Here is a 26582-nt window from a genome sequence, read left to right as displayed (position 1 = left end):
TCACGAATCGCCCTCTTCGCGCATGTCCGTCCATTCCTGAACCCGGGCTAGATGTTTATAATCGCTGTAGGTCGGGGCCATTGCGGGCCGGGGTTCGGACAGGTACGGCGTCGCCGGATCATCAAAGGCGGCAATCAGGCATTGAAGGCCGGCCCGGGCCTCTGCCACCAGAATTTCCGTGTCTTTTAACAACACGCGCTTCCCCGGCAACGCGCCGCCGCTTAACTGCAAATAAAGCAGTTCACGGACCGTTTCTTCAGGAATGCCTTCAAAGCCGCCCGCCCCGGCGAGAATGGCTTCCAGGGCCAGTTGTGGCGCAACCCCCGCCGTCACATCCTTGGTCTTTGGAACCGCGCCGGTCTTGTAATCAAGAACGGCAAGGCCACCACTGCGCAAATGATCGATGCGGTCGGCACGCGCCGTCAGGGTAAAATCGCCACCGGCACCGGCAAAAATCCACGCGCCCTTTGTCTCGGTATGGATGAGCAGAATTTCTTTCCGCCGCGCGCGCTCCTGATCGACAAACCACGCCGCAATGTGCACAAAGCGTGGCCACCAAAACGTCGCCACCCCCGGATAGGAAAGCGCCTCACCAAACACGTCCTTGCCGATTTTCAGAAGTTTTTCGACGGCATCCTTCGGCAGTTGATCCGGATAGGCACGCACAAAACGATCAAGCGCGGCATGAATGAAACGCCCGCGATCTGCCGCACCCGGATCGGCGTCCATCGGATCCAACGGCCTTAGCCGCAAAATATGGCGAGCGTAAATCGCGTAAGGGTCCCGCATCCAGGTTTCGATGGCCGTTACCGACAATTTGCGCGGCCGAGCCGCCAGCGGCGGGCAGGGTTTCGGCGCCCCGATTTGAATTTTCTTCGCGGGCATCTGAAGCAGGGCGCGCCAACGCAACGGATTTTTCACACCGTCCGCCGTGTCGGACCCGGCCAGGCTTTCAAGACGCAGCAACCAGCGCGAAGGCACCGTCGGCGCCCCATCGGCGCGGGCAGCGCGCGTCAACACAACGCGCGGGCTGGAAAAGCCTTGCGCAAAATCATGAGCGGAAAGGCCGATGCGTCGTTCCGGCAGGGGCAGGCCGAATTTCTCGCGCATCGGTCGGCTCATCCAGGGGTCCGTCTCGCTCGAAGGTGGCCAGACACCCTCGTTCAGCCCACCAAGAATCAGCAGCTCCGCCTGCTGGAGGCGGGCCTCAAGGGGGCCCCAGATATGAATTCTCGGATGCTGGCCCCCATAGGGGCGCACAACCTGGCCTGTAAGAAGGGATTCGAAAAGGGCCGCGTAATCCGCCCCCGCCAATCGCGGAAAGCCACGCGCCGCAGCACGCAAATCGGCAATGAATTCGGCAAGCGCTTCGCCCGCCGGCGTGGCCCAAAGCCGCTCTCCCGCAGCCGAACTTTCCGTCATGGCGTCCGTCATGGCCAGCGCCTCTGAAAAGGCGACGTGAAGATCGAGAAGCTCGCCAAGGCTGACGCTGGTTTTCGCCATTGCCCTGGCAAACGGACCCGCCATCTTTTCAAGCCCCGCAACCCAGGCCACCAACGCGTCACGTTCTGCCCCATTGCCGACGCGGTGCGGTGCCTTCAAGGCCTCCTTCAAGCCTGAAAAACCGGGGGCCGGACGCGGGCCGCGCAAGGCTGCCACTTCGAGTTGACGGGTCCGCCTGCGGAAATCCGCCGGCGACAGCCCGCCCGCCGCAAGCGGGTGTTTGAAACAGGCCATCAGCGCCACCGGCGATATGTTCTCGGCCATCAGACGGGCCGTCAGGCGTAAAAATGTGCCGGGGGCCGTCGTATCAAGGGATGTGCCCCCCGAATCATCGACTTCGATGTTCCACCGGCGAAGCTCGGCCGCCACGCGGCGCGCAAGGTTGCGATCCGGCGTCACCAGCGCCGCCCGGGTGCCGTCTTCCTCAAGGGACTGGCGCAGCAAAAGGGCGATCACACCCGCCTCCTCCGCCGGGTCTGCACATTCAATGCGGCGCACATCCTGCAACGCCTTGTCCCAAGGCCGCTCTGAGCGATGCCAGAGATGGGTCGTTTCCGCAGGCCGCATCAATTCCGAGGCAAGCTCGGCCCGTTCTGCGCAGGTTTCGGGAACGTCGGCGGACCAGTCGCCAACGTCGTCGCGCGCAAGGTCAAGCTGTTCGAGCAGGCGTTTCAGCCCAAACTGGGGGTGGGTGGCGTTTAGCGCCTGCCAGCTTTCCGCGTCCATGGAACGGTCCAGACCGGCCAGCACCAGCCGCCCTTTCGGCAGACAGGCAACCAGGCTTAAAAGATCCGCCGTCGCCGGAATGCTGCCGGTCGAACCCGCCGCGATGACCGGACCCTTTGGCGGCGAGGCCAGCCACATTTTTACCTGCGCTTCCAGCAGCCGGTTGCGGCGGTCCGCCGGATCAATGCAACCTTCCTGGACCAGAATTCCCGGCCAATAATCCGTCAGGATTTGCAGGAAACGAAGCGTCTCCTGCCAATGGACGGCGTAATCCTCTGGCACCAGTCGGGCCAGCTTGTCGAGAGACAGGCGTTCCGTCTCCACCCGGTCGAGGAAACGGGCCAGTTCGGCGGCAAGGGTGGCGGCCTGCTCTGGCGTTGGGCGATCGCGCCCGTCCTTGCGGAGCAGGCCCTCATGCATCAAAAGTTCGCTTAAAAGCAGGCGGCGGCGCAGCTCCGAAATTGCCGGGGGCAGGTTCAGGGCGTCTTTGGCGAACGGGCTTTCCTGAAAAAGAAAGGCCTCTTCATCCACGTCGCCGATTGGCAGCATGGCTGGAAGCACCATCGGCTGCCCGCCACGCAAACGCAGAAACGCTTCACGAAGGGCGCGAACGGCGCGACGGGTCGGAAGAAGAATGCGGTAATCGGCAAGACGGAAAACGTCCTCGCCAATTTCGTCCAGAATGCCGGCAGCAAGCGCATCGACAAAACCCTTGCCGGGCGCAATCGACAAAACCTTCGGCCGCGTGGTCATGCTTGCCCGATCATGGCTGGCCTTCCTGAAAGTTTTCTTCGACCATGGCCAGGCCGGACAGGGTGCCAATATGAAACCATGCGCCTTTATGAGCCAGGCCGAAAAGGCGTCCCTTTGACAGGGCCTGATCGTATAGAAGGTTGAGGGAAAAACGCCCTTCCGGTGCCGTGTCAAAAAGCCTTGGATGAAGAAGCTGCACGCCGGTAAAGACGAAGGGGGCCGAGGACCCCTGGCGGCGTTCTAGGCACCCATCCGCCGCCATTTCAAAATCCCCCGCACCGTCGTAGCCGACGGCACGCGCAACGGGCTGAAGCAGGAGAAGCCCATCCATCTTCGCGTCGTCCCAGGCCGCCGCCAGCCGGGCCAGCGCCGGGGGCCCAAAGTCCTGCCAAAGCACGTCGCCATTGATGGCAAAAAAATTCCGGCCCTGAAAATGGGCCAGCGCATGGGCCAGACCGCCGCCGGTTTCAAGGGCTTCGGCCTCTTCGGAATAGGTGATCTTCAGGTCACGCCGGGGGGCAAGCTGTGTGCGAATCTGCGCGCCCAGATAATGCAGGTTAACAACGACGTCTTCGATGCCCGCCACCACCAGCCGGTCCAGTGTGCGATCGAGAAGGCTGCGCCCGGCAATGGGAACAAGGGGCTTTGGCAGGCTGTCCGTAAGCGGGCGCAGGCGTTCGCCGCGCCCCGCCGCCAATACCATCGCCCGAAAGGGTATTGCCTGCGAGGGTGCGCCTTGTGCCATCTTCAAGATTTCGCCTCTGGGGCGTTCCGCAACGCCGGCGGCAAATTCGCGTCCAGCCAATCGCGCAACGGTGCCAGTTCGCGCGCGGCCAGATTTTCTTCCAGCAACCGCCAGACACGCGGGATGTGCGAAAGATAAAGCGCCTTCCCGTCACGCCGGAAAAGACGCGTAAAGATGCCGAGGATCTTGCAATTTCGCTGGGCGCCTAAAATGGCGTAAGCGCGTGCAAACGCCTGATGGTCCAGATCCGGAAAGGCGGCAAGGTAACGCGCCTTCATCCGTTCGACACAGGCAAGCGCAACATCGCGGCGCGCATCCCCAAGAAGGGAGACAACATCATAGACCGCCGGGCCGCAAAGCGCGTCCTGAAAATCAAGAAGGCCGCACGCGCCAACCCCGTCCCGGTCCGGCAGGTAGAGAAGGTTGTCCACATGGTAGTCGCGCAGGACAAGCGTTTCTGAGCCTGTGCGCGCCAGGTCAAGCAATGGCGGCCAGAGCGCGGCAAAGGCTGCACGTGTTTCCGGCGAAGGCATGTCGCCCGTCATCGCCGGCAGATACCAATCCACCAGCAGCATGGCTTCTTCAAGAAAGCGTGCATTCGTATAGGCCGGAAGTTTTTCCGGCACCGCAATTTCCAAAGGGTGCCGGTGAAGGTTGATTAAAAGATCGACCGCAAGGCTGTAGAGGGGTTCTTCCATTTCCGCGTCGGCAAGCATGCGCGCATAGGTCGCCTCGCCCAAATCTTCGAGAAGCAGAAAGCCGTTTTCTGCATCGACGGAAAACACTTCCGGCGCGCTGTAACCAAGGCCCTGAAGATGCCGGGCGATTGCCACAAACGGACGCACATCTTCGCAATCGTGCGGCGCGTCCATCAGAATAAAACCGCCGTCCCTGCCAGCAACGCGCGCATAACGGCGGAAGGACGCGTCGCTTGCAAGCGGCGTCACAGCCGCATCCCCCAGCCCGCACGACGCCAGAAAGCCCTGCTGCAATCCGCTTCGTTCAGTCATCGCTGCCCGCCCGGGCTTCAAATTCCACAAGCGCGTCGGCAGCGTCCAGGGCTTCCAGCCGCATCACCCAACTGCCATGACCCACCAGCACGGCCTGGCGAGCGTCCACAGCCACCCCTTGCGTCAACAGGATGTCGAGTCGGTCCCTGGGCAGCAAGGGCCCAAGCCGCCCTGGCCATTCGATGAGGGAAACCCCGTCGGCAAAGGCGTCCTCAATGCCAAGTTCCACGGCGTCTTCTGCCTTCGCAAGCCGATAGAGATCAAAATGCCAGACAGGAAATTCGGCAAGGTCGTAAATTTGCGCAAGCGTAAAGGTCGGCGATGGCACATCCTCTTTCACGCCCCCGGCACGCGCATGAATGAACGCACGCGCAAAAGCCGTCTTGCCCGCGCCCAACTCCCCGCCAAGGCCGATTACGTCGCCACGGCAAACGTGATGGGCAACAAATCGGGCAAGGGTTTCCGTCGCTGCAAGGTCGGGAAGATCCAGTTTTACAACCCGGCTTGGAAAATCTTTTTCAGCCATAAATCCGTTTCCCGTCATACCGATCGCGGCACGCCGCCTTGCCGCCAGATGTCAGCTGTCGCGCTTCAAAGACGGGTCCGTGACCTGCCCCTGCGCAGACGCAAGCCTTTCCCCACCAACCAGAGGCCTGGCAACCGGCCGATCATAGGGCAGGTAGCAGCGAACGGTCGTGCCTTTGCCAGGCGTGGATTCAAGCACGACCCGGCCGCCGCTTAATTCAATGAACTTCCTAACCAGCGGCAGGCCAAGGCCCAAACCAAGGCCCTTGCTTGCGCTGCCGCGTTCAAACCGATCGAAGATGCGTTCTTGCTCCTCCGGCGGAACACCAATGCCCGCATCCGATATTTGCAGGACGAGCGCCTTCTTTTCCTGGCGCGCGGAAAGCGAAATCTTTCCGCCCGGCATGCTAAATTTGATCGCGTTGTTCAGAAGTTTGAAGAGCGCCTGCTTCAGGCGCTGCTTGTCAGCATGGATCGGCGTTAAATTTGGCACGCAATCCATCACGACAATCACATTTTTTTCATTTGCCCTTTGCTGAACGAGCCCAAGCACGTCTTCCAGCAGGGGACGAACGGCCACATCTTCCCATTTTGGCTCCAATTGGCCAGCCTCGATCATCGCCATGTCCAGAATGTCGTTGATAAGCGAAAGCAGCACTTGTGAAGAATCGAGAATCCCACCCACATAAATTGTCTGCTGATCCGTAAGCTCGCCAAAATAACGTTGTTCGAGCATCTGGGTAAAACCGATGATCGTATTCAGGGGGGTGCGGAATTCATACGAAACATGCGCAACAAATTCCGACATCAATTTATCCGCCGCTTCCAGTGCTTCGTTGCGCTCGCGCAGGGCGCGTTCCACCCGTGTGCTGTCCGTCACATCAATGTAGCGCCACAAAACCCCGCCGTCGGTAAGCGGCAGGCTGGCAAAATCCACCGTCGTGCCGTCTTGGCGGTGGAAGCGGCCACGCTTTGAGACGCGCGCGCAGGTGCCAACGACGATCTTTTCACGCAACGTCGGCCAGTCGCTCGCACAGGTAAATTCCTTTATCCCATCCACCAATTGGGAGACATGCGGGTCGCCATCAAGGTCATCCGGCGAAAGCTCCCAGATCCGCGCATAGGCCGGGTTGCTGAGCTTCAGACGCCCGTCGCTGCCAAAGACAGCCACGCCTTCGTAGAGGTTGTCCAGGGATTGCTGCTGAACCTTGATCAAGGTGTTGTAGGAGCGCTCAAGGGCCAGTTTGTTTGTCACATCCTCATAGGTGCAGAGCAGCCCCCCAAAGGGATGCGGCAAAACCGTCGAGCGCAGCGTCGCGCCATCGGGAAGGTGCAAAAGTTCTTCGACAGGGTCGATCAACGAGGTGAAACGGGCAAGTTGCTCGTTCTTATAGGCAGGGAAATCGACCGTTTCCGGCAACCGTCTTCTAGCGCGCAACGTTTCCAGAACTTCGCCCTGCATCGGTTCTTTCTTCAGCCAGCTTTCGTTCAGCCCCCAGAGCGAAGCGAAGGCCTGGTTGAAGAATTTCAGCCGCATGTCCGGCCCATAGATGGCAATCGCGATTGCCAGCGCACCCAGCACCTTTGCCTGGGCGTCGACGTGACGGCCAAGCTCATCCTGGACGCGCTCGATTTCCGTAAAGTCCTGGGCATAGCCGGCCATCCCGCCCTGATCCAGCAGGGGAATTTCGGTAATTTCAAGAAGACGGCGGAAGCCTGCGACGACAAAATGGTGGCTCTCCGATTGCGGCGAACCGACACGCTGGGCACGCCTTGCCACCTCCTGACCGCCGTCACCAACGACCCCTGCGGCAAGTTCCCGCTTGTGCGCAACAACCTCGTCGGGACGCACGCCGAGGACGGATGCATAAGCGCGGTTGGCAAAGGCAATCGCCAAATCCTTTCCCCGCCGCCACACCGGAAAGGGAATCTGATCGAGAAGAAACCGAAGCTGGTCCCGATCCTGAGAAAGCCTTGCCGTTTGTTCGGAAAATTCCGCCGCGTGGGCAGCGGCTTCCGTCACGTCCTCGAACCAGACGCCTTCCCCAAGACTGCCCTCATCAAGGCCGCTTCGACCCGGCGCTTCAATCCGCCGGCCATGGGCTTTCAGCTTGCACCCATCCACCGTCGCAACATCCAGGGAAAAGCTCTTGCCCGTCGTGCGAAGTTTTGCAACCGCGTTGCGAAGCGCCTCGGCCATAGCCGGATCGAGGCAGGCCAGCACGCCATCGAAGCGGGTTGGCTGATTTGCCGGCAACGTCAAAAATTCCGAAAAATCGCCGAAGGCTGTCTCCGCCTCACCACCTGCCCGCCAAAAGAAGAAGCCGCCCGAAGCGGCGCCAAGAAATGCGCGCAGGCAAGCCACATCCGCCACGGCCCGCTTTGCGATCCGTCGCGTGGCCCCTAGCCGCCGCCGCAGGGGCCGCACAAAAAGAAAATAGCCAAAGGCCAGCCCGACAGCCAGCAAAGCCGCGCCTTGAAAAACAGGGTCCAATGCCACGTTCAACATGCCCCCTTTCCCCCAGACCCTCCGGCGGGCGGCGTCATGGTAAAAAGATTCCGCAGCGGCCGGCCGGCGAGAGGCCGCAGCCTATCCCCGATTTCCACATGGCGATGAGTTTAAGCGCGAAAAAAGGCGCGAACAAGACATCCCGAAAGCATCGCCCGAAAGCATCGAAGATCAAGAGAGCCGATTGCCAGGAACGCTAGTAACGGTAGTAATCGGGTTTGAAGGGGCCTTCCGGCGTGACGCCTATATATTGCGCCTGTTCCTTCGTCAGCGTCGTCAGCTTTACCCCAAGCCGCGCAAGGTGCAACGCCGCAACCTTTTCATCGAGATGTTTCGGCAAGACGTAGACCTGGCGCTCATATTTTGTATTTCCCTGCCACAGCTCGATCTGCGCCAGCACCTGGTTCGAGAAGGAGGCACTCATCACAAAGCTTGGATGGCCGGTGGCGCACCCTAAATTGACGAGCCGCCCCTTCGCCAGCACAATCAGCCGCTTGCCATCCGGAAAGACAACTTCATCAACCTGGGGTTTGACTTCCTCCCAGGTGTAATTGCTCAACGCGTCGATTTGAATTTCGCTATCGAAGTGACCGATGTTGCAGACAATGGCGCGGTCCTTCATCTCGCGCATGTGATCCAGCGTAATCACGTCCAGATTGCCGGTCGCGGTTACGAAGATGTCGCCAATTGGTGCCGCCTCTTCCATCGTCGTGACCTGAAAGCCTTCCATGGCGGCCTGAAGCGCACAGATGGGATCGACCTCTGTCACCAGAACGCGCGCGCCCTGACCCTGAAGCGAGGCAGCACAGCCCTTGCCCACGTCGCCAAAACCGTTCACGATGGCGATCTTGCCGGCCAGCATGACATCCGTTGCCCGCTTGATGCCGTCAATCAGGCTTTCGCGACAGCCATAGAGATTGTCGAATTTTGATTTCGTCACCGAATCGTTCACATTAATGGCCGGTGCCATCAACCGGCCCGCGTCCTGCATTTCACGAAGGCGCAGCACGCCGGTCGTCGTTTCTTCGGAAATACCCTTTACGTCCTTCATCAAGTCTGGAAATTGTTCGTGCATGACGCGGGTCAAATCCCCGCCATCGTCCAGGATCATGTTCGGTCGCCAGCCATCCGGGCCCTGAACGGTTTGCGCGACGCACCAGTCATATTCTTCTTCCGTCTCGCCCTTCCAGGCAAAAACGGGAACGCCGCTGTCTTTTACGACGGCCGCAGCAGCGTGATCCTGGGTCGAGAAGATGTTGCACGAACTCCACCGAAGCGAGGCACCCAAATGGAGCAGCGTTTCGATAAGAACCGCCGTTTGAATCGTCATATGCAGGCAGCCAACGATGCGCGCGCCCGCCAGGGGCTGGGACTTGCCATATTCCTCGCGCAGCGCCATCAACCCCGGCATTTCCGTCTCGGCGATCGCAATTTCGCGACGCCCCCAACCAGCCAGTGCGATGTCTTTGATCTTGTAATCGGTCAAGGCTGCCATGGAACGCCGAATCCTTCTGTTGCCGCCGGATGTTTCCGTCTGAAAGCACCGGCACGGTACCGGAGAGTGGGCCTCGACATAGCAGTATTTTTACACGGCAATCAAGGGGCGAACGCCCCGGCATGCGTCAGCTTTCCTCAAATTTATCCCGCACCAGCGCCGCCAGCGCCGCCAGCGCCGCCGCCGCCTCCTGGCCAGAAGCCTTGACCTCGATCCATGTGCCGCGACTGGCCGCAAGGGTCAACAAGCCCATGATCGAAAGCCCGGAAACGCTATTCCCCCGACAGGCGACGACAATTTCCGCTTCGAAGCGCGCCACGCAGCGAACAAATTTCGCCGCCGCCCTGGCATGCAGGCCGCGCTCATTCTGGATCCGGAGATGTTGACACAGGCCATCCCCTGATTCGGTTTCCCGCCCCACTGGCTTCGCTCCGCTAGGTGTTTTCTTCTTCGGCGAGAAAATGCGAAGCAACGTTGATGTATTTGCGGCCCGCGTCCTGTGCCGCCGCCACTGCCGTCACAACGTCGGTTTTTGCACGAACGCTCGCAAGCTTGATCAGCATCGGCAGGTTCAACCCGGCAATCACTTCAGCGCCGGCGTGATCCATGGTCGAGATGGCCAGGTTTGACGGCGTGCCACCAAACATGTCCGTCAAAACAACGACACCATCGCCCGTGTCAACGTCCGCAACGCGCGCCAGGATTTCCTCACGGCGTTTTTCCATATCATCTTCCGGATGAATGCAAACGGTTTGAAGCTGCTTTTGCGGCCCGACAATATGCTCAAGCGCTTTGGCAAATTCATCCGCCAGGCAACCATGGGTTACGAGTACGAGTCCTATCATCTGGCCCTCTTAAGAAAATTCCGCCGGCAAAACACCGAGATCCCGATGCCGAAGGGATACTTTCCGGCCTTCCTTCGACAACCATGCATAAAGTTTTTCGGCGACAAAAACCGAACGGTGCCGGCCACCTGTGCAGCCGATCGCAATCGTCAGATAATTTTTTCCTTCTTCTTCGAAGCGGGGAAGCAACATGGCCAGCATGGCCGTCATCCCATCGAAGAACAAATCAAAACCCGGATCTTTTGCAATGCATTCCCCAACCTCCCTATCACAGCCGCTAAGCGGTCGCAACGCAGGCACATAATGGGGATTGGCCAGAAAACGAACGTCGAACACCAGGTCCGCCTCACGGGGAAGTCCGTTTGCGTAGGCAAAAGACGTGACAAAAAGCCGCAATTTGTGCGTGGTGCCGTCAACAAAGATTTCTTTCAACTGCCGGCAAAGTTCCCGAGGCGAAAGCCGCGTCGTATCAATGGCAATATCCGCACGCTCACGGATGGGGGCAAGCAACTGACGCTCATGGGTAATTTCGTCCAGCACCGGCCGATCGCCGCCCAGCGGATGCCGCCGACGCGTTTCCGTAAAGCGACGCAACAACACGTCGTCGTCACAGTCGAGGAAAAGAAGCTGTAGATCAAACCCATCGAACGCACCCAGCGATTCGATTTCCTCCAACAGGTTTGCAGCTTCGAAATCCCGCGTGCGAATGTCCACCCCAATGGCCAGGGGGCGCACAAAACTATCCGGGGAATGCAGAAGATGCCGGAGAAGCGAAAGCGGCAAATTGTCGATTGCTTCAAAGCCAAAATCCTCCAGCGCACGAAGCGACGTCGTGTGACCGGCACCGGAAAGGCCGGTGACCAGAAGAACGCGCCGATCCGAGGCGGCCGCCGTTTTTTTCCTGTGCGCCGTCACGCCGCACGACCGTCGTTGCGGGCTGCTTCGATTGCGTAACGCAGTTTCACCACCGCCGAACCCTCAAAGGGCGCAATGAAAACCTGCGGCAGCGTTATCCCCAGATAGACGCAGCACGCTTTTTCCGGCATGCGCACGACCGCCTCGGGCCGCACAAGATCCACAACCAGTTCGAGTACGGCTGGCCGGGCGCTTGCCACCTTGACAATGCCAATGCCGCGAATTTCGAGCAGGCCGGAAATCGGCGGCGGGGCGGACGCGATAAGCCGCCCCGCCTGAATTTCAAGGATGGTCCGATCGTCAGCAATCAGCGCGCCTCCGGCCTCGACCAGGCGCAAGGCCAGATCGGATTTGCCGCTGCCCGACGGGCCGCGCAAAAGAAGGGCCGCGCCCTTCCAAACGATGCTGGTACCGTGAACCTGGAGCATTCGGCGGTGAACCCTCGCCGATCTTTTTTTGCCTGACGGCAAATCGGCGGCCTCAAAAGGGGCTTGAAGACACCGGGAGGATCGCAGGATTGTGGAAAACCCGCAAGCCCAGGGTCGCCGGCGCACGAACCTGATCTGTGCCGGAGACCCGCCGGAACCCAGCGGCCCATGAAAGCCCGTGGCAAACCACCAAAAATCCGGGAGGCTCCCTCCCAAATGCCACAAAAAAGGTTGCTTTTCAGCAGGGTTGTCAATTTGATTAGAATGACTGCTTCCGGCATGATACACGGCATTGGAGAGGGGGGTCGCATGTAGCCGAAAAAGCCCCCGAACGGTAACAGCACCTTCCAAAAGAAACACCCGCCAAAGAGGACAAAACCTTGCAGCAAACTGGCCCCGTACAAAGCAGCCATGGACTTGAGAAGCATGGCATCCGGAACGTTTCAACCGCCCATTGGAACCACACGACCGCTTCGCTTTACGAAGAGGCCATCCGGCGCGGCGAAGGCCATCTTGGTCATGGCGGCGCGTTTATCGCGCACACCGGCATCCATACGGGCCGCTCGCCGAACGACAAGTTCTTCACGAAAGAACCGGGAAGCGAAGCCAACATCAACTGGGGCAATGTCAACCGGCCTATGAAACCGGCACAATTCGACGGTCTCTATGCACGCATGCTTGCCTATTTCGAGGGCCGCGAACTCTTTGTTCAGGATTGTTATGCCGGGGCCGACCCCACCTTCCAGTTGCATGTGCGCGTCGTCACGGAGACGGCATGGCACAACCTTTTCGCTCGCAACATGTTTATTCAGCCGACCGAGGATGCGCTACGCAATTTCACACCGCAATTTACCATCCTGCACGCGCCCTCTTTTCAGGCCATGCCGGAGATCGATGGGACGAATTCGGACGTTTTTGTTGTTGTCGATTTCTCGAAACGCCTGATCCTTATCGGCGGTTCAAGCTATGCCGGTGAAATCAAAAAATCCGTCTTCAGCATCCTGAACTATCTGCTGCCGGAACGCGGCGTCCTGCCGATGCACTGTTCAGCAAATATCGGGCCCGAAGGCGATTCAGCGATCTTCTTCGGCCTTTCCGGAACCGGCAAGACGACCCTGTCCGCAGATGCGTCGCGCACGCTTATCGGCGATGACGAGCATGGCTGGGGGGACAATGGCGTTTTTAATTTCGAGGGCGGCTGCTATGCGAAAGTCATTCGCCTGAGCCAGGAAGCCGAGCCGGAAATTTTTGCCACCACCCAGCGTTTCGGCACGATTCTGGAAAACGTTGTCTTCAACGAAGGCAGCCGGATCCTGGACCTGGACGACGCGACGCTGACGGAAAACACGCGCGCCTCCTACCCCATCGACTTCATCCCCAATGCCAGCGAGACGGGCACCGGCAAGCATCCAAAAACAATCATCATGCTGACGGCGGACGCCTTTGGGGTGTTGCCCCCAATCAGCCGTCTTTCACCGGAACAGGCGATGTATCATTTTCTGTCCGGCTATACGGCACGCGTCGCCGGCACGGAAAAGGGCGTCGGGGCCGAACCTCAGGCCACCTTCTCGGCCTGCTTCGGAGCGCCCTTCATGCCGCGCCAACCGACCGTTTACGCCGAGTTGCTGCGCGAAAAGATCGCGAAACACAAGGTCGATTGCTGGCTTGTCAACACAGGCTGGAGCGGCGGCGTCTATGGCGTCGGCAAACGGATGGCAATCGGGCACACGCGCGCCATGGTTCATGCCGCCCTGGATGGCCGGCTGGCGAAAGCCCCCATGACCACGGATCCAAACTTCGGCATGGCCGTACCGGAAAGCTGCCCGGACGTCCCCGATGGCGTTCTAAATCCACGGGATACTTGGGCAGACAAGCAGGACTATGACACGACGGCCCGCGACCTGACCCAACGTTTCGAGAAAAATTTCAAGCAGTTCGAAGAACATGTGGACGACAAGGTAAAAGCCGCCTCGATCCGCGCGGCCTAAAAAACAAACCGTCTTTCACGGTTTTTCGGAAGGCGACGGAAAGAAAAGCCGGCCCCCCTGGGGCCGGCTTTTTAATGGGCCTCGGCCCAGTTCAAAGCAAAATTTGTTTCAACAACAATCGGCACGGAAATCGTCACGGCAGGCGCCGCCGCCGTTTCCATTACATCGGCGACGAGGCGCGCCGTTTCCTCGGCCTCAGCCTCGGGTACTTCTAAAATAAGTTCATCATGGACCTGCAACAGCATGCGCGCGGAAAGCGACGCGGCCTGAAGTGCGGGGCCCAGGCGGATCATCGCCCGCTTGATTAAATCGGCGGCGGACCCCTGAAGGGGCGCATTGATCGCCGCGCGTTCGGAAAAATTGCGCCGCGCCGGGTTCTTGTCCTTAATGCCGGGGACGTAACAGCGCCGCCCGAAAAGCGTTTCGACAAAGCCGTGGCTCCGCGCAAATTCCTTTGTTTCTTCCATATAGGCGCGAATGCCTGGGTAGCGCGCGAAATAGGCTTCGATATAGGCCGTCGCCTCCCCCTGGGCGATGCCAAGCTGGCGGGCCAACCCAAAGGGGCTGATGCCATAAATGATGCCGAAATTGATCGCCTTTGCCTGGCGGCGGATCATCGGATCCATGCCTTCAACCGGCACGCCGAAGACCTGGGAGGCGGTCAGGGCGTGCACATCGACCCCATCCTGAAACGCCTCGCGCAGGGCCGTGATGTTTGCCATTTCCGCAAGCAGGCGCAGCTCAATCTGTGAATAATCGGCGGAAAGAAGCCGCATTCCTTTTTTGGCAATGAAGGCCTTGCGGATTTTGCGGCCTTCTTCCGTGCGAATGGGAATGTTCTGCAAATTCGGGTCCGACGAAGACAGCCTTCCCGTTGACGTTACCGCCATCGCAAAGGACGTATGCACGCGGCCCGTTTCGGGGTTGATCTGCTCGGCCAGGCTGTCGGTATAGGTGCTTTTCAGCTTGGCCAGTTGCCGCCATTCCAGAACAAGTTCCGGAAACCCATGGCCCTCAGCCGCCAGACGATCCAGCACGTCCGCGCCGGTGCCATAGGCCCCCGCCTTGCCCTTCTTGCCACCCGCAAAACCCATTTCCTCGAACAGCACTTCACCAAGCTGCTTTGGCGACGCGACGTTGAACGGGTGGCCGGCCGCCTCATGAATTTTTGCTTCCAGCGCAGCCATACGGCCCGCGAAATCGGCGCTTAATTTTCGCAATTGCGCCTTGTCGAGAAGAATACCGACGCGTTCCATCGCAACAAGGACCGGCACAAGGGGACGTTCGATCGTTTCATAGACCGTTGTGACATGGGCCGGGGCCAGCCTGGGCTTTAGAAAGCGGTAAAGCCGGCCCGTCACGTCGGCGTCTTCGGCGGCGTATTCGCAGGCCGGTGCAAGGGGCACCGCATCAAAGCGAAGCTTCTTTTTGCCGCTGCCAACAACGTCTTTGTACGTGATCGTCTCGATCCCCAGATGCAGGCGCGCCAGTTCGTCCATGCCATGGCCATGCAGGCCGCCCTCAAGGACGTAGGACATCAGCATCGTGTCGTCAAAGGGGGCGATGGAAATGCCATGGCGCGCCATCACCACCATGTCGTATTTCAGATTCTGGCCGATTTTCAGGACATGTTCGTTCTCAAGCATCGGCTTTAGCAAAGCCATGGCCTCGTCAAAATCGATCTGGGAAAAATTTTCTTCTGATGGCGCATCAAGGGCCAGCGTGCCCGCATCCGACCGACAATGGGCAAGGGGGACATAGCAGGCCTTGCCCGATGCAACGGACAGGGAAAAGCCGACAAGTTCCGCCGCCATGGCGTTTAGGCTTGTCGTTTCCGTATCAAAGGCGACGACGCCCGCTTCGCTGATTTCATCAAGCCAGGCCTGCAATCGCGGCGCCGTCTGGACAAGCTCGTAAGCATGGGGCGTTTCTTGCGGCGAAACCGGCGCGCCGGGGCCTGGGCCATCGCCCACGGCCAGGCGGCTTTCCACCCGCGCGGCCAGGGTCTTAAAGCCCTGAAACCTTAAGAATTCCAACAGCTTCGACGGGTCCGGCGCACGGACTTTGAACGATGCGATGGGGGCCGGAACGGCTACGTCGTCGCGAAGCTGAACCAGCCGATGCGAAAGTCGCGCCATCTCGGCATTCGCTTTTAAGCGTTCGCGCCGGACCGGCTGTTTAATCTCGTCGGCATGGGCCAGCAGGTTTTCAACGTCCCCATATTTCAAAATAAGTTCGGCCGCCGTCTTGATGCCGATCCCCGGAACTCCCGGCACGTTGTCGCTGCTATCCCCCGCCAGCGCCTGAACCTCAACCACGCGATCGGGCGCGACGCCGAATTTTTCTTTCACTTCTTTTGGGCCAATGCGACGATTGCGCATCGCATCGAACATCGTGATGTTGGCGTCGACAAGCTGCATCAGGTCCTTGTCCGAAGACACGATGGTTACTTCCGCGCCGTCGCGCGCGGCAGCGCGTGCGTAAGTCGCAATCAAATCATCCGCTTCGAACCCCTGCAATTCGACAGATGCCAGGCCGAACGCCGCCGTCGCCTCGCGGATCAAGGCAAATTGCGGGATCAGATCTTCCGGCGTTTCCGACCGGTTGGCTTTGTATTCCGGGTAAATGTCGTTGCGAAAGGTGATGCGGCCTGAATCAAAAACAATGGCGATGTGATCAGCATCCGTATCATCAATCAGCTTCATCAACATCTGGATGAAGCCATAGACGGCACCGACCGGCGTACCGTCCGACCGGGTTAGCGGCGGCAACGCGTGATAGGCGCGGAAGATAAACCCCGAGCCATCGACAAGAAAAAAATGTTTTGGAACGGCGCCCAAGGTGCTGCGCCTTTCTAGCTGTTTTTCTTTTCCAGAACAAAATAGCGCGAACAATAGGGACAGGCAATTTCGCCGCGCTTCTTCACATCAAGAAAAACACGCGGGTGGCCAGCGGCCCCATCGCCGCCATCGCAGGCAATGCTCGGCGTCGTTACAACAATCGTTTCGTCTTCCATACGCGCATGCTTTCTTTTATCCAGCCAGCCTTAAGCCAGCAAACCTTGCTCTTGCGAGCCTTTCGACGGATGATAGCGATTGGAAGCGCCCAATCAACCGTCCGTCCTTTCAATTCCGGCAAAATGAACAAAACCCATAAAAAATCCGCAACCAGCGTCGAATCTGCGGCCGCACCGCCGCGTGAAAACGCCACTGAAAACGCCATCGAAATCCGGAGCCTGAAGAAAGTCTATCGCGGTGGCGTGTGCGCCCTTGAAGATTTTGATCTGACGATCCCGCGCGGCAGCTTCTTTGGCCTGCTGGGACCCAATGGGGCCGGAAAATCGACCCTGATCAACATCCTTGCCGGCCTAGCCATCAAAACCGCGGGCACGGTAAACATCTGGGGCTATGACATCGACGGCGAGTCACGGCGGACCCGCGCCGCCATCGGCGTCGTGCCCCAGGAATTGAACATCGACCCCTTTCTGACCCCGCATCAGGCGCTGGAAGTTCAGGCCGGGTTTTACGGCGTGCCCCGGCGGGCGCGGCACACGGACGAAATCCTGCGCGCCCTGCACCTTGAAGACAAGGCGGACGCGTATGCGCGCACGCTTTCCGGCGGCATGCAGCGCCGCCTGTTGATCGCCAAGGCGATGGTGCACAACCCGCCCATCCTGGTTCTGGACGAACCGACCGCCGGCGTCGATGTCGAACTCCGCCAGCAGCTCTGGAACCTGCTCCGCGAATTAAATGCAAAGGGCACGACGATCCTGCTGACGACCCATTATCTGGAAGAAGCCGAACAGCTTTGCGAACAGATCGCCATCGTCAACCATGGCCGCCTTGTCGCCTGCGACCGGACGGAAAATCTGCTGCGCCGGATGGACAAACGGGAAATGGTGGTCACCGTGGCCGAAGACCTGCACGCGGTGCCGGAAACGTTGCTGCGCTTTCGCGCCACCCTGCAACCGCCCCGGTGCCTGCATTTTGCGTTTCGAACCAGCAAAACCAGCATTGGCGATATCCTGAGCGCCGTGCGCGAAGCGGGGCTAACGGTGGCCGATTTAACAACACGCGAAAGCGACCTCCAGGACCTTTTCCTGCAATTGACGCGACGGACGCCCGACCAGAAACCGTCCGCCGAAACAGCTGCCGGAACGGTCGCCGGGGCCTGAAAAAAAAGAAGCCGTTTTCGGGGCCTCGCACCCTGATTTTCCCCACCGATTTCGCGCGCGAGCGCAATTTGCGCGGCGTTTGCGGCGGCGGCGGCTTTGGAGTAGGTTTTCTGGCCCGACCCGACAGGTCAGGCATGGCACCCGTAGCTCAGCTGGATAGAGCGCTGCCCTCCGAAGGCAGAGGTCGTGAGTTCGAATCTCGCCGGGTGCACCAGTTTTTACTTAAAGCGGCCTTTTGTCAGCGCAGCTTCAATCACCACCGACAAGCAGGCTTTGCCTATCCGATGTCTTACGCTTTCTCAAAAAAAGCCTGCCGGTGCCTTTCCAGAAAGATCTGATCGGGAAGAAAGCGCGTCGGCAGTTCAAGGCGGCCTGACTCCGCCCGCTCCAGTTCCTGTCTCGCCACAGCCGGTACATGGGAAAACTCAGTGACAGCATCTATTCCGCCTTAATACGGAAACTTTTTGCAATTGCTCTTTTCACATACCAGCAGTTTTGCAATAAACCGCCTTTTTTTTCGAAATGGATCTCACTCACTCCATCTAGGCCATGAGTATAAGCGGCGAGAATTAGATCATCGGTAAGTGTCTCATCGGAAGGAGCATCATCACCCAGATATTGATGACACCTCTGGACTTGAATATCCCGCACATCAAAAGCCGCATCAGGGATTTGTTGATAAACTTTTACTGTAAGTCGCGCTTCTCTCTGCTCTTTCAAAGAAACCGCCGTAAGGTGTGCGTTTCCGCGAGGCCCAGCCAAGTTTGGGTGGCTCAAACAACCGGATAGCATCGGCAAAACCGCAAAAATAATCAAATATCTAAGAAGCATTTTTATATACATCTTATTTATGAAGTCCCTACACATGACCTGCCCACATTAAGAGGCTCAGTTTTTAAGTTAGAACTTGGCCACTATTGCCATCCAGTATCTATGGTTTACGCTATGCTCCAGCCTCCGCAGCATCTCAAACCAATCGTCATCCGTGACGGCGATTATGAAGTTGATACTCACCGCTATTCAATCTGAAGGCCGGGATAAACTATTGTGCGGCGTTTGATGGTCACGCAACCTCCCTCATATCCGCGGCCGGTTCCAACGCCTCGTGCAGCGAAAGACCAAGCAGGCGGCGGCAGAATAGATCAAAGCATGCTGTAAAATTATGGCCGCTCAGCCTCGGTGTAACCGGCTGGAATCGGAATGTCTAAAATTACCATCCGCGCGCGAACCTCTTCATCCGTCGGTTTTTCCGGCAGCGCATCCGTTCTAGAACGCGCATAATCGAAGAGCTTCGAAGCGTGAATAAAAAAGCAAACGGCGTCCCAAATCGCCCGCTCATACCTTCTTGGCATATTGATGCAATGGCGGCCAGTTGCCTCTACCGTTACCTCCTGCCTCGGCAAATTAAGCATTCTCGCGTGATGCACCTGAACATCTGAAATCAGATCGCGCAGGGCATGCCCGACTTTATCGTCGTCAGCATATTCAATGACTTCCCGCAAAACGGGAACAACATCATCAGGAAGCTGTGGAAAAGCATCCTCATACGTTTCAGACTTGTCGAACTTGTCTTGACCAATCAGGGAAAAATCTAGCGCGTGCTCGGCATAATCAACCAGGCGGTTCAGAGCCAATGGCAATATTGCACGCGCCGATTCAAATTTTCTGCTGCGCCGGTCCTTGTTATGACGGTCCGATTGCCTAATTTGGCAAACCAACGCAATAATAGTGAACAAAGCCGCAAGGAGTGCCGCCAAACCGGCTGTCAGGGTTTCATGCTGATAAACCCAGTCCATAAAACCTGTTCCCCCGTTTATCATGCGGCCTCCAACTGTTCCGAAGCCAACACCTTGTACAGCAGCCCACCCCGTGCGGCCCTGCTATGCACCAACCAGCCTTTACTTAAAGCGGTTGCACTCGCGGGCACCATCGCCCCAGAAATCGGTGCATTGGGCTTTTGTCATGTCGCCCTGGCCTTTGATTTTTGCAAAAACATAGGCCGCGACCCGGGCAATGTCGGCGTCGCGTAGGCGCTTCACCGGTTTCGGCGGTTTGTCCTCGCCAAGGTCGTCCATTGTCATGTCATAGCAATTGTATGTTTTATACGCCTTGCGGTGGAAAGCCGGCATGCCGGTCGTCGGCCGTCCACAAGCAATAACCTCGACCAGTTGTTCCTGGTCTAGAAACGTCTCGCGAAGCGAGAGCGCCGCGCCGCCATACCCGCCGCCGCCATCGCCATGCCATTTGTGACAGCCGATGCAATTCGCTTTTTTGTAGATTTTCTTCCCTAGGGCAAGATCGGAGGTGGCGCCGCTGTCCGCCGGGGCTGCCGCCGGTTTCGCCGATGCGGCCTCGGGGGCGGAACTTGCCTCGGAATTATTTCCGAACCAAAACAGACCCAAGACCCCAAAGGCCAGAAAAACGGCGGCAAGCGAGGGGAAAAAATTGCGGAAATTCATCGGGTCACATTCCTTTTAAAAATAGCGGGTTCAAACCCGCTGGAAGAGCAAAGGATGCCCTGCCATCGCTGACAGGGCATCCTTTCCCCCCTGAACGCTTTGACCCTTTATTGCAGGGCAAAGATAAAAAGCATGCTCCCAGGGTTGATGTCCTCCAACCCCTTCGTGCCATCGATAAACCATTTTGGCCACGCACCGCCAAGGCCAACGGCCACGGCAACATATTGCTTACCGGCCACTTCATAGGTAATGGGTGGCGCATTAATGCCGGCGCCGGTTTCAAACCGCCACAGCTCTTTCAGGGTTTTTCCGTCAAGGGCCACAAAAGCCCCTTCCGGATAGCCGACAAAGACAAGGTCGCCCGCCGTCGCCAGAACGCCACCCAGCATCGGGTATTTCGTTTCCTGCTTGGCAACAACCTTGCCGGTCGTCACATCAATGGCCGTCACGCTGCCGGTGATTGGCTGAAACTGCGAAGGCCCGCCGCCGGTGAACCAGTCGCGAACCTTCCGACTGCCGGGTTCAACCGGCTGATTGTCGATCTGGTTGCAGCTTTCAATCACCGGGATGTAGACGACCTTGCGATCGGGGTTGTACGCCATCGGCGGCCAGTTTTTGCCGCCCATGTTGCCCGGGCAGGTGCGGCCCGTTTTGTCCTCACGCGTTGGCGCCGTGCCGGGCTCGTATTTCTGAACGTCAACATCGGGGTCATAGGAATTTGGCCGGCCCGTTTTGGGGTCCAGGCCCTTCGTCCAGGTTACTTTTTTGACAAACTGGGTCGCCCATTGAAACTTCCCGTTCGTACGATCCAGCGCATAGAGATAACCGTTGCGGTTGGCATGGAAGGCCAGCTTCGACGCACCCTTGGCGTTTTCAAGATCCACCAGGATATGTTCGGAAACCGAGTCATAGTCATAGGGATCGTTTGGCGTGTACTGGAAGTGCCACTTGATCTCGCCGGTTGTCGCGTCCAGAGCCAGCACACTTTCCGTATATAAATTGTCGCCGGGACGATAGGCATTGTCCCAATCGGGGCCAGGATTGCCGACACCCCAATAAATGAGATTCAACTCGGCGTCATAGGACCCCGTGACCCAGGTCGGCCCGCCGCCGGTCTTCCAGGCTTCGTGGTCGTCCTTCCAGGTTTCATGGCCCGGTTCGCCCGGCGCCGGGACGGTGTAGGTGCGCCAGATTTCCTTGCCACTATTCAAATTCGTCGCCGCCAGCCAGCCACGAATGCCGTATTCGCCACCGGCAACCCCGGTAATCGCCAAGTCCCGGACGATCAGCGGTGCGCCCGTAATCGTTTCGGAATCGTCGGGGTCGGCAACCGTCCGCTCCCATAGAAGCTCGCCGGTCTCCTTATCGAGAACCAGCAAACGGCCATCGAGAACGTGGGAAACAACCTTGTCTTTCCAGAGTGCGACGCCACGATTGTTCACGCCACAGCAGGTGACATTCCCCGCCCAGTCGCGATCAATTTCCGGATCGTATTTCCAGACCAGTTTAGGGACGCCCTCACGAACGTCATATTTGTAGACGGTGCCCCAGCCATCGGGCAGGTACAGATAGCCGTCTTCAACAAGGGGCGTGCCCTCATACCCTGCAAAAGGCCAGATGCCGCCCGCCTCGATTCCCCCAAGGGCGACCGTACCGGTCACCTGAAGTTTGCTGACATTCTTGCTGGTGATTTCGTCAAGGCCGGAAAAACGATGGGCGTTGTAATTGCCATGATGGGTGATCCAGTTCTCCGGCTCTTTGTAGGTGTTCATGAGCCGTTCGTTTGTCACCTGCGCGATGGCGACGTTCTGCTCACCGCTTTCGACGAAGAGCACGACCGCCAGCAGAACAACCCCCGCAACCGCCAGAAGCCAGGGCCAGCTCTTTGCACTTTTCTTAGATTTCATGGATGCTCCCCATCGTTTTCATGATTTTTTCCCGCCGACCGTTTTTATCGACGGTTGCCGCCGCTTCGGCGGGCTCCCCATGATGCCGCCTTCTTAATTGGCTGCCAACCCTATTTTCCAGACCACAGGGCCGCTGGAATTCAGCCGCCCTCCTGCCCATTCAACCACATTTCGGCGGTGCATTTTTCAGTTGAAGCGAGGCCGCGTGCTGGCCCACACTCGCCCTGGCCCTCACAGCCGCCAAAAGGCGCTGGTCCGGCCATATCCAAGCGAGGGACAAGATGAACCGACAACAACGCCGCCGCCAGGCCCACAGATCGCGACACCGCGAGGGCCAGCCCCAGGGGGACGCCACTTCAGAGCGCCGCCTGGACGATGCCCTTCGCCTGCACCAACGCGGCGAATTCGAACGCGCGGAAGCCATCTATCGAAACGTGCTGCGCCAGCAGCCGGATCATACGGACGCGCTGCATCTTCTTGGCGTTCTCCGCCACCAATGCGGCGCCAGCGAGGAAGCCCGTGAACTTCTTGAACGCGCACTCGAACAAGTCCCATCCTCACCGGACACCCTCTACAACCTTGCCGATATCCTGCTGGCCCAGGGAAAGACGGCGGCGGCGATCGCGCGTTTTCAAAGCGCCCTTTCGCTGCGTCCCGATTTTGCCGAAGCACAGATCAGCCTCGGCGTCGCCTATCGCGCCGATGGCAACATGGAAAAAGCCATCAGCCAGCTTCGCGAAGCGGTTGCAAAACACCCCGATTATGCGGAAGCCCATTACAACCTTGGCGACACGCTCCGCATTCAAAATGACATTGCCGGTGCCAAGGCCGCCCTTGAAAAAGCGCTGGAGATCCGCCACGATTTTCCCGAGGCCGCAAACAATCTTGCCACCATTCTGCGGAACGAGGGCGATATCGAAGGCGCCGCCCGGCATATCGAAAACGCGCTGCGCACCAATCCCGACTTTGCCGAGGGGCATAACAATCTTGGCAACATCCGCAAGGCGGAAGGCAACGTCGAAGACGCCATCCCGCATTTTGAGCAGGCCGTCCGGCTGCACCCCGGATTTGCCGAAGCCCATTACAATCTGGGCAATGCCTATTTGGCGACGGGACGCATTGAGGCTTCGGCAGACGCCTTCAAGAAGGCGCTTTCCCTGAACCCCGATCTTGAAAATGCCCGCGCCGGCCTTTCCGAGGCCCAGCAACGCCAGGTGCCGCGCTGGCATTTTGCCATGATGAACGATCGCGCGCGCAACGAAGCCTACGATCAGGCAATCCGGGAATGCGTTTCAAACGACACCACCGTTCTCGACATCGGCGCCGGGGCGGGCCTGCTGTCGATGATGGCCGCACGCGCCGGGGCGTCGCATGTCACGGCGTGTGAAACCGTCGAACCGATTGCAAAAATGGCGGGCCGCATCGTCCATAAAAACGACCTTGCCGAACGCATAACGATCCTGCCGAAACATTCCTACAACTTAAAAATCGGCGACGACCTGCCGGAACGTGCCGATGTGCTGGTGACGGAATTGCTAAACGCCGGTTTTCTTGGCGAAGGCATCCTGCAAGTCATCGCGCATGCACGCGCAAATCTTCTAAAACCAAATGCGACCATCCTTCCAAAAGGCGGCACCGTCTATGCGATGCTGGTCGAAAGCGAGCGTCTTTTTGAAGAAGACCGCACAAGCGAAGCCTGCGGGTTCGACATGCGGCTTTTCAACGAATTTGCAAGCGCCGAATATCTGACAAAACGCATCAACGCCTATCCACATAAAATGCTTTCTGATTCGGTCGAGGTCTTTTCCTTCGATTTTCTGGATGCCACCCAAAAACCCGAAGCAAAGGAAATTGCGATCCCCGTTACGGCGGACGGCGTTTGCCACGCCGTGCTTCTGTGGTTCCGGCTGAACCTGACGGACACCATCACCCTTGAAACAAAGCCGCGCGAAGACGACACCCACTGGCGCCAGGCAATCTACCTTGAAGCGGCACCGCGACGGGTGCAAACCGGCGAAGCCTGTCAAGTTCTGGCACAGCACGATTGCCGGTATATTTCCCTGAAACTGGCCGCCGGGTAACGGACACGACCCGTCACGCGCGCGCCGCTTCAGGAAATTTCGCGCAAAAGCGCAAGGCCTGAATCACAGGTCACATAGCGCAGCCGGTAACAGATGCCCGATTTTGCAATTTGCAAAAGGCGTCGGACTTTCGCCTCGGCATCAATGCCTTGTGTAAAATTTCGCTTCATGAGGTCGCGGAGAACCTCACTTTTTCCTGTTTTCTCGAGAGCAGGCGTGCCGTGTTCGATGCGATCAAGCAACACGATGGCTGCAATCGGCGCCACCGAACCAAAGCTGGCGATTTCACCGGATTTCAGGCCGACGAATTGTCCGTAATCATTTTCCAAGACAGACCGATCCTTGAGAAAGGCGCGAAAATCCGCCGTCACATTTGCGGGCAGCGGCAGACGAAGCCTGGGCGCGACGCCCAAAGAAAGACCAAGCCCCTCGTCGTCGCGAATGGGCAGCACATCGTCGGTAAAAAGAACAGCCCCCGCCGCCGCCCCATGGACCGCCAGCGTGCTTTTGCCAGCCTTGCCGCTGGCTGGAAAGACGAACAGGCCACTTTTAAAACGTAGAGCTGCCGCATGAATACAAAGAAGGCCTGGGTTGGCGGCAATGAACGCAATGTAGAGTTCGGAAAAAAACCCCGCGACGGCCTCATAGGCATCCGCATAATCATAGGACGTGACGTCATGAACGCAGGACGAAACGCGATACCCTGCCGCCGTCCGGGCAAGGGTCAGGATCGGCTTGGACGCCTCGGCTTCCCCGACAGCAGCTTCCTCGACCGCATGGGGCCAGGCTGAAATCGGTGGGTTCAGAAAGGGAAGAAGGTCATCGCATCCCTGAAAAGAAACGGGACGAGGAATGCCTTCGAAATGAAGCCGCATGAATTCTTACCGGCCCATGAGGGTCAACGGAAAGGCCTTGAAACCTATGACGGTCGCGAAGGCCCAGATGGCCGCGAAGGCCCAGAGGGTCTGGAAGGCCGCGAAGGCCCAGAGGGTCTGGAAGGCCGCGAAGGCCCGGAAGGCCCAGAGGGTCCGGAAGGCCGCGACGGTCCACTCGGACAATGCCCCTTTCCTTTTCCTTTGCCGCAGGGAGAAGGTTTGATCTTCGCCATGGCGCTGCCATCAAGATGCAGCAGCACCGGCACCGTATAAACAGCGGCGGCACCCAGTCCAAGCCGGGCCAGCGCCTTGCGGCGGCTAACCATTTTCGGTCTCGACGCTTTGCTCATCACACCCTTCCCTGGCCCAAATGCTTCCGCCCTTTATCAAGGCCAGCATGGACCCATGCCTTATCTTGAAAATATGGGCCTTATCCTAGCCGATTTCAATAATCAGGAAAACCTGATCAAAAAAATTTACATTTTCCTGTTTAAAATCAACAGCCTAGAAGGCTCGTGCCGTCATAGCCTTTCAAGCACATAAACCCGTTCGACGACGGGCGCGCCAAATTCACGCCGCAGGACCGCCTCGTCCGCAGCGCGAATGCGAAACCGGTCCGCAACCAGCCCCGACAAATAATCCGGATGATGCGCATAGCGGCCGGATGTCTGCAAAACAAAGCCCGGCGCACGGCCCTTTTCAAGGGAGAGGACGAAAAACCCGCCTGGCCGCAACGCCTGGACGGCGGCAGCAATCAGGGGTTCAAGATCGCCGATATAGACGAGCGAATCACAGGCTATCAGAAGGTCGTACCGGCCTGCGGGGGCCTCGGCCAAAAACATCACCGCCTCGGCAATGTGAAGGGCGTCGTAAAGGCTGCGCGCTTTTGCCTGCGCAATCATTCCCGGGGAAAGATCGACACCCGTCAGGCTGCGCGCAAGGCCGTGAAATTTTTGACCGGCAAGGCCCGTCCCACAACCAATGTCGAGAATGTCGAAGCGGGCCCGCCCCTGGCCAAGGAAGCGCCGGGCATGGGCAAAGAGAATTTCCGGCCCGCGATAATCCAGACTTTCGCAAAGATGCTCGTCAAAACTTTCGGCATAATTGTCAAAATAACTCCGCACATAGGCTTCCGGCGCACAGGCGGGCGCGTTCTCGCCCCCAAGGGCGGCAATCATGAAGTGCAATTCAACATCGTCCGGGCTTAATTCCAGGCAGCGTCGATAACAGCGAAGCGCCTCCGGCGTCCGCTTTAGGTGGCTGAACGCTTCGCCAAGCCGCCAAGTGGCTTTCAGATAATCCGGCTTCAACCCAATTGCGCGTTCGAAGAAAGGCACGGCGCGCGCATGTTGACCTTCCCTTGCCAGCGCCTTTCCGATTGCGTACGCATTCTGCGCCTCAAGCCCTGTGCGGCGGCGGCCAAGGACGCGCGCTTCTTCCTTGCTGCCCTGGCCCTCCAGCAGGATTGCCAGCGCCGCCATAGCCGCAAGATGCCGCGGTGCCATGCGAAGAAGTTCACGGTAAAGCGAGATTGCCTGCGCGACCCGGCCAGCCTTTTGCTGCTGCCCGGCAAGATGATAGAGACGCACCGCGTCTCCGGTGTCCGACGATGATTCCGAAGATTGCTTCGGTGGCGGCACGCCG

The 26582-nt window shown here is 58.6% G+C and carries 24 protein-coding genes and 1 tRNA gene; 7 read left to right on the top strand and 18 right to left on the bottom strand.

Features of this window, described 5'->3' with window-relative positions; all coding sequences use genetic code 11:
* The 10 genes from addB to COA65_02160 all read right to left on the bottom strand — a co-directional run bounded on the left by addB (position 1) and on the right by COA65_02160 (position 11454).
* Entirely contained in the window at positions 1-2982 is a 2982-nt protein-coding gene (addB, locus tag COA65_02205) for a double-strand break repair protein AddB (GenBank protein ID PCJ61054.1), read from the bottom strand.
* A gap of 10 nt (positions 2983-2992) precedes the next feature.
* Complete coding sequence (locus COA65_02200) at positions 2993-3727, bottom strand: mannose-1-phosphate guanylyltransferase (GenBank protein PCJ61053.1); 735 nt, start codon at positions 3725-3727, stop codon at positions 2993-2995.
* Between the two features lie 2 nt (positions 3728-3729).
* Positions 3730-4737 carry an aminoglycoside phosphotransferase gene (locus tag COA65_02195; protein PCJ61052.1) on the bottom strand — a complete coding sequence of 336 codons (1008 nt, stop codon included), beginning with the start codon at positions 4735-4737 and terminating at the stop codon, positions 3730-3732.
* On the bottom strand, positions 4730-5263 hold the full coding sequence (locus tag COA65_02190) for a tRNA (adenosine(37)-N6)-threonylcarbamoyltransferase complex ATPase subunit type 1 TsaE (protein ID PCJ61176.1): 534 nt from the start codon (positions 5261-5263) through the stop codon (positions 4730-4732). Before COA65_02190 ends, COA65_02195 begins: the two co-directional genes overlap by 8 nt.
* A gap of 51 nt (positions 5264-5314) precedes the next feature.
* Entirely contained in the window at positions 5315-7462 is a 2148-nt protein-coding gene (locus tag COA65_02185; protein ID PCJ61175.1) for a sensor histidine kinase, read from the bottom strand.
* 505 nt (positions 7463-7967) lie between these two features.
* Complete coding sequence (locus COA65_02180) at positions 7968-9266, bottom strand: adenosylhomocysteinase (GenBank protein PCJ61051.1); 1299 nt, start codon at positions 9264-9266, stop codon at positions 7968-7970.
* Positions 9267-9393: 127 nt separating this feature from the next.
* The gene (locus tag COA65_02175) at positions 9394-9687 is read right to left on the bottom strand and encodes an HPr family phosphocarrier protein (protein PCJ61050.1); all 294 of its coding nucleotides are present in this window, start codon (positions 9685-9687) and stop codon (positions 9394-9396) included.
* A gap of 13 nt (positions 9688-9700) precedes the next feature.
* Positions 9701-10111 carry a PTS fructose transporter subunit IIA gene (locus COA65_02170; protein PCJ61049.1) on the bottom strand — a complete coding sequence of 137 codons (411 nt, stop codon included), beginning with the start codon at positions 10109-10111 and terminating at the stop codon, positions 9701-9703.
* A 9-nt stretch (positions 10112-10120) separates the two neighbouring features.
* A complete protein-coding gene (locus tag COA65_02165) occupies positions 10121-11026 on the bottom strand; it encodes an RNase adapter RapZ (protein ID PCJ61048.1) in 906 nt (301 codons plus the stop codon).
* Entirely contained in the window at positions 11023-11454 is a 432-nt protein-coding gene (locus COA65_02160) for a hypothetical protein (GenBank protein ID PCJ61174.1), read from the bottom strand. The genes COA65_02165 and COA65_02160 overlap by 4 nt, the downstream gene beginning before the upstream one ends.
* Before the next feature lie 380 nt (positions 11455-11834).
* Here COA65_02160 and COA65_02155 point away from each other — a divergent pair, with 380 nt between their 5' ends.
* Positions 11835-13442 carry a phosphoenolpyruvate carboxykinase (ATP) gene (locus COA65_02155; protein ID PCJ61047.1) on the top strand — a complete coding sequence of 536 codons (1608 nt, stop codon included), beginning with the start codon at positions 11835-11837 and terminating at the stop codon, positions 13440-13442.
* A gap of 71 nt (positions 13443-13513) precedes the next feature.
* Here COA65_02155 and COA65_02150 read toward each other — a convergent pair whose 3' ends face one another.
* Both COA65_02150 and COA65_02145 read right to left on the bottom strand, forming a co-directional pair.
* Positions 13514-16282, bottom strand: coding sequence for a DNA polymerase I (locus COA65_02150; protein PCJ61046.1), 2769 nt, complete (start codon positions 16280-16282; stop codon positions 13514-13516).
* A gap of 14 nt (positions 16283-16296) precedes the next feature.
* Positions 16297-16458: a zinc-finger domain-containing protein gene (locus tag COA65_02145; GenBank protein PCJ61045.1), complete on the bottom strand. Its 162-nt coding sequence runs from the start codon at positions 16456-16458 to the stop codon at positions 16297-16299.
* Between the two features lie 123 nt (positions 16459-16581).
* On the opposite strand from COA65_02145, the gene COA65_02140 reads away from it, so the two are divergent.
* Complete coding sequence (locus COA65_02140) at positions 16582-17616, top strand: multidrug ABC transporter ATP-binding protein (GenBank protein PCJ61173.1); 1035 nt, start codon at positions 16582-16584, stop codon at positions 17614-17616.
* A 137-nt stretch (positions 17617-17753) separates the two neighbouring features.
* Positions 17754-17830: transfer RNA gene (locus tag COA65_02135), tRNA-Arg, on the top strand.
* Between the two features lie 224 nt (positions 17831-18054).
* Here the strand turns inward: COA65_02135 and COA65_02130 are convergent.
* The 4 genes from COA65_02130 to COA65_02115 all read right to left on the bottom strand — a co-directional run bounded on the left by COA65_02130 (position 18055) and on the right by COA65_02115 (position 21982).
* Positions 18055-18483, bottom strand: coding sequence for a hypothetical protein (locus COA65_02130; GenBank protein ID PCJ61044.1), 429 nt, complete (start codon positions 18481-18483; stop codon positions 18055-18057).
* A gap of 293 nt (positions 18484-18776) precedes the next feature.
* Entirely contained in the window at positions 18777-19412 is a 636-nt protein-coding gene (locus tag COA65_02125) for a hypothetical protein (GenBank protein PCJ61043.1), read from the bottom strand.
* A 102-nt stretch (positions 19413-19514) separates the two neighbouring features.
* A complete protein-coding gene (locus COA65_02120) occupies positions 19515-20075 on the bottom strand; it encodes a cytochrome C (protein PCJ61042.1) in 561 nt (186 codons plus the stop codon).
* 107 nt (positions 20076-20182) lie between these two features.
* Positions 20183-21982, bottom strand: a complete 1800-nt coding sequence (locus COA65_02115; protein ID PCJ61041.1) for a quinonprotein alcohol dehydrogenase — start codon at positions 21980-21982, stop codon at positions 20183-20185.
* Positions 21983-22263: 281 nt separating this feature from the next.
* Here COA65_02115 and COA65_02110 point away from each other — a divergent pair, with 281 nt between their 5' ends.
* A complete protein-coding gene (locus tag COA65_02110) occupies positions 22264-24063 on the top strand; it encodes a hypothetical protein (protein PCJ61040.1) in 1800 nt (599 codons plus the stop codon).
* A gap of 29 nt (positions 24064-24092) precedes the next feature.
* On the opposite strand, the gene COA65_02105 is transcribed toward COA65_02110, so the two are convergent.
* The gene (locus COA65_02105) at positions 24093-24515 is read right to left on the bottom strand and encodes a hypothetical protein (GenBank protein ID PCJ61039.1); all 423 of its coding nucleotides are present in this window, start codon (positions 24513-24515) and stop codon (positions 24093-24095) included.
* 117 nt (positions 24516-24632) lie between these two features.
* Between COA65_02105 and COA65_02100 the strand changes: the two genes are divergently transcribed.
* The 3 genes from COA65_02100 to COA65_02090 all read left to right on the top strand — a co-directional run bounded on the left by COA65_02100 (position 24633) and on the right by COA65_02090 (position 25481).
* Entirely contained in the window at positions 24633-24854 is a 222-nt protein-coding gene (locus COA65_02100; GenBank protein ID PCJ61038.1) for a hypothetical protein, read from the top strand.
* 72 nt (positions 24855-24926) lie between these two features.
* Positions 24927-25211: a hypothetical protein gene (locus COA65_02095; protein ID PCJ61037.1), complete on the top strand. Its 285-nt coding sequence runs from the start codon at positions 24927-24929 to the stop codon at positions 25209-25211.
* A gap of 69 nt (positions 25212-25280) precedes the next feature.
* Complete coding sequence (locus tag COA65_02090; GenBank protein ID PCJ61036.1) at positions 25281-25481, top strand: hypothetical protein; 201 nt, start codon at positions 25281-25283, stop codon at positions 25479-25481.
* Here the strand turns inward: COA65_02090 and COA65_02085 are convergent.
* A complete protein-coding gene (locus COA65_02085) occupies positions 25460-26578 on the bottom strand; it encodes a hypothetical protein (protein PCJ61035.1) in 1119 nt (372 codons plus the stop codon). The genes COA65_02090 and COA65_02085 overlap by 22 nt on opposite strands.
* Positions 26579-26582 lie beyond the last annotated feature (4 nt).

The organism is Rhodospirillaceae bacterium (assembly GCA_002746255.1).
In the GTDB taxonomy this organism is placed as follows: Bacteria; Pseudomonadota; Alphaproteobacteria.
The sequence above is the reverse complement of the archived record's forward strand: the minus strand, read 5'-3'. Positions and strand labels throughout refer to the sequence as shown.

Coding starts and splice junctions, on each gene's coding strand:
- COA65_02145 (PCJ61045.1), bottom strand. CDS start 16,458: ATGGAAGACGAAACGATTGTTGTAACGACGCCGAGCATTGCCTGCGAT.
- COA65_02180 (PCJ61051.1), bottom strand. CDS start 9,266: ATGGCAGCCTTGACCGATTACAAGATCAAAGACATCGCACTGGCTGGT.
- COA65_02095 (PCJ61037.1), top strand. CDS start 24,927: ATGAAGCCGCATGAATTCTTACCGGCCCATGAGGGTCAACGGAAAGGC.
- COA65_02115 (PCJ61041.1), bottom strand. CDS start 21,982: ATGAAATCTAAGAAAAGTGCAAAGAGCTGGCCCTGGCTTCTGGCGGTT.
- COA65_02185 (PCJ61175.1), bottom strand. CDS start 7,462: ATGGCCGAGGCGCTTCGCAACGCGGTTGCAAAACTTCGCACGACGGGC.
- COA65_02200 (PCJ61053.1), bottom strand. CDS start 3,727: ATGGCACAAGGCGCACCCTCGCAGGCAATACCCTTTCGGGCGATGGTA.
- addB (PCJ61054.1), bottom strand. CDS start 2,982: ATGACCACGCGGCCGAAGGTTTTGTCGATTGCGCCCGGCAAGGGTTTT.
- COA65_02125 (PCJ61043.1), bottom strand. CDS start 19,412: ATGGACTGGGTTTATCAGCATGAAACCCTGACAGCCGGTTTGGCGGCA.
- COA65_02195 (PCJ61052.1), bottom strand. CDS start 4,737: ATGACTGAACGAAGCGGATTGCAGCAGGGCTTTCTGGCGTCGTGCGGG.
- COA65_02160 (PCJ61174.1), bottom strand. CDS start 11,454: ATGCTCCAGGTTCACGGTACCAGCATCGTTTGGAAGGGCGCGGCCCTT.
- COA65_02100 (PCJ61038.1), top strand. CDS start 24,633: ATGAATACAAAGAAGGCCTGGGTTGGCGGCAATGAACGCAATGTAGAG.
- COA65_02140 (PCJ61173.1), top strand. CDS start 16,582: ATGAACAAAACCCATAAAAAATCCGCAACCAGCGTCGAATCTGCGGCC.
- COA65_02170 (PCJ61049.1), bottom strand. CDS start 10,111: ATGATAGGACTCGTACTCGTAACCCATGGTTGCCTGGCGGATGAATTT.
- COA65_02110 (PCJ61040.1), top strand. CDS start 22,264: ATGAACCGACAACAACGCCGCCGCCAGGCCCACAGATCGCGACACCGC.
- COA65_02130 (PCJ61044.1), bottom strand. CDS start 18,483: ATGTGTAGGGACTTCATAAATAAGATGTATATAAAAATGCTTCTTAGA.
- COA65_02190 (PCJ61176.1), bottom strand. CDS start 5,263: ATGGCTGAAAAAGATTTTCCAAGCCGGGTTGTAAAACTGGATCTTCCC.
- COA65_02120 (PCJ61042.1), bottom strand. CDS start 20,075: ATGAATTTCCGCAATTTTTTCCCCTCGCTTGCCGCCGTTTTTCTGGCC.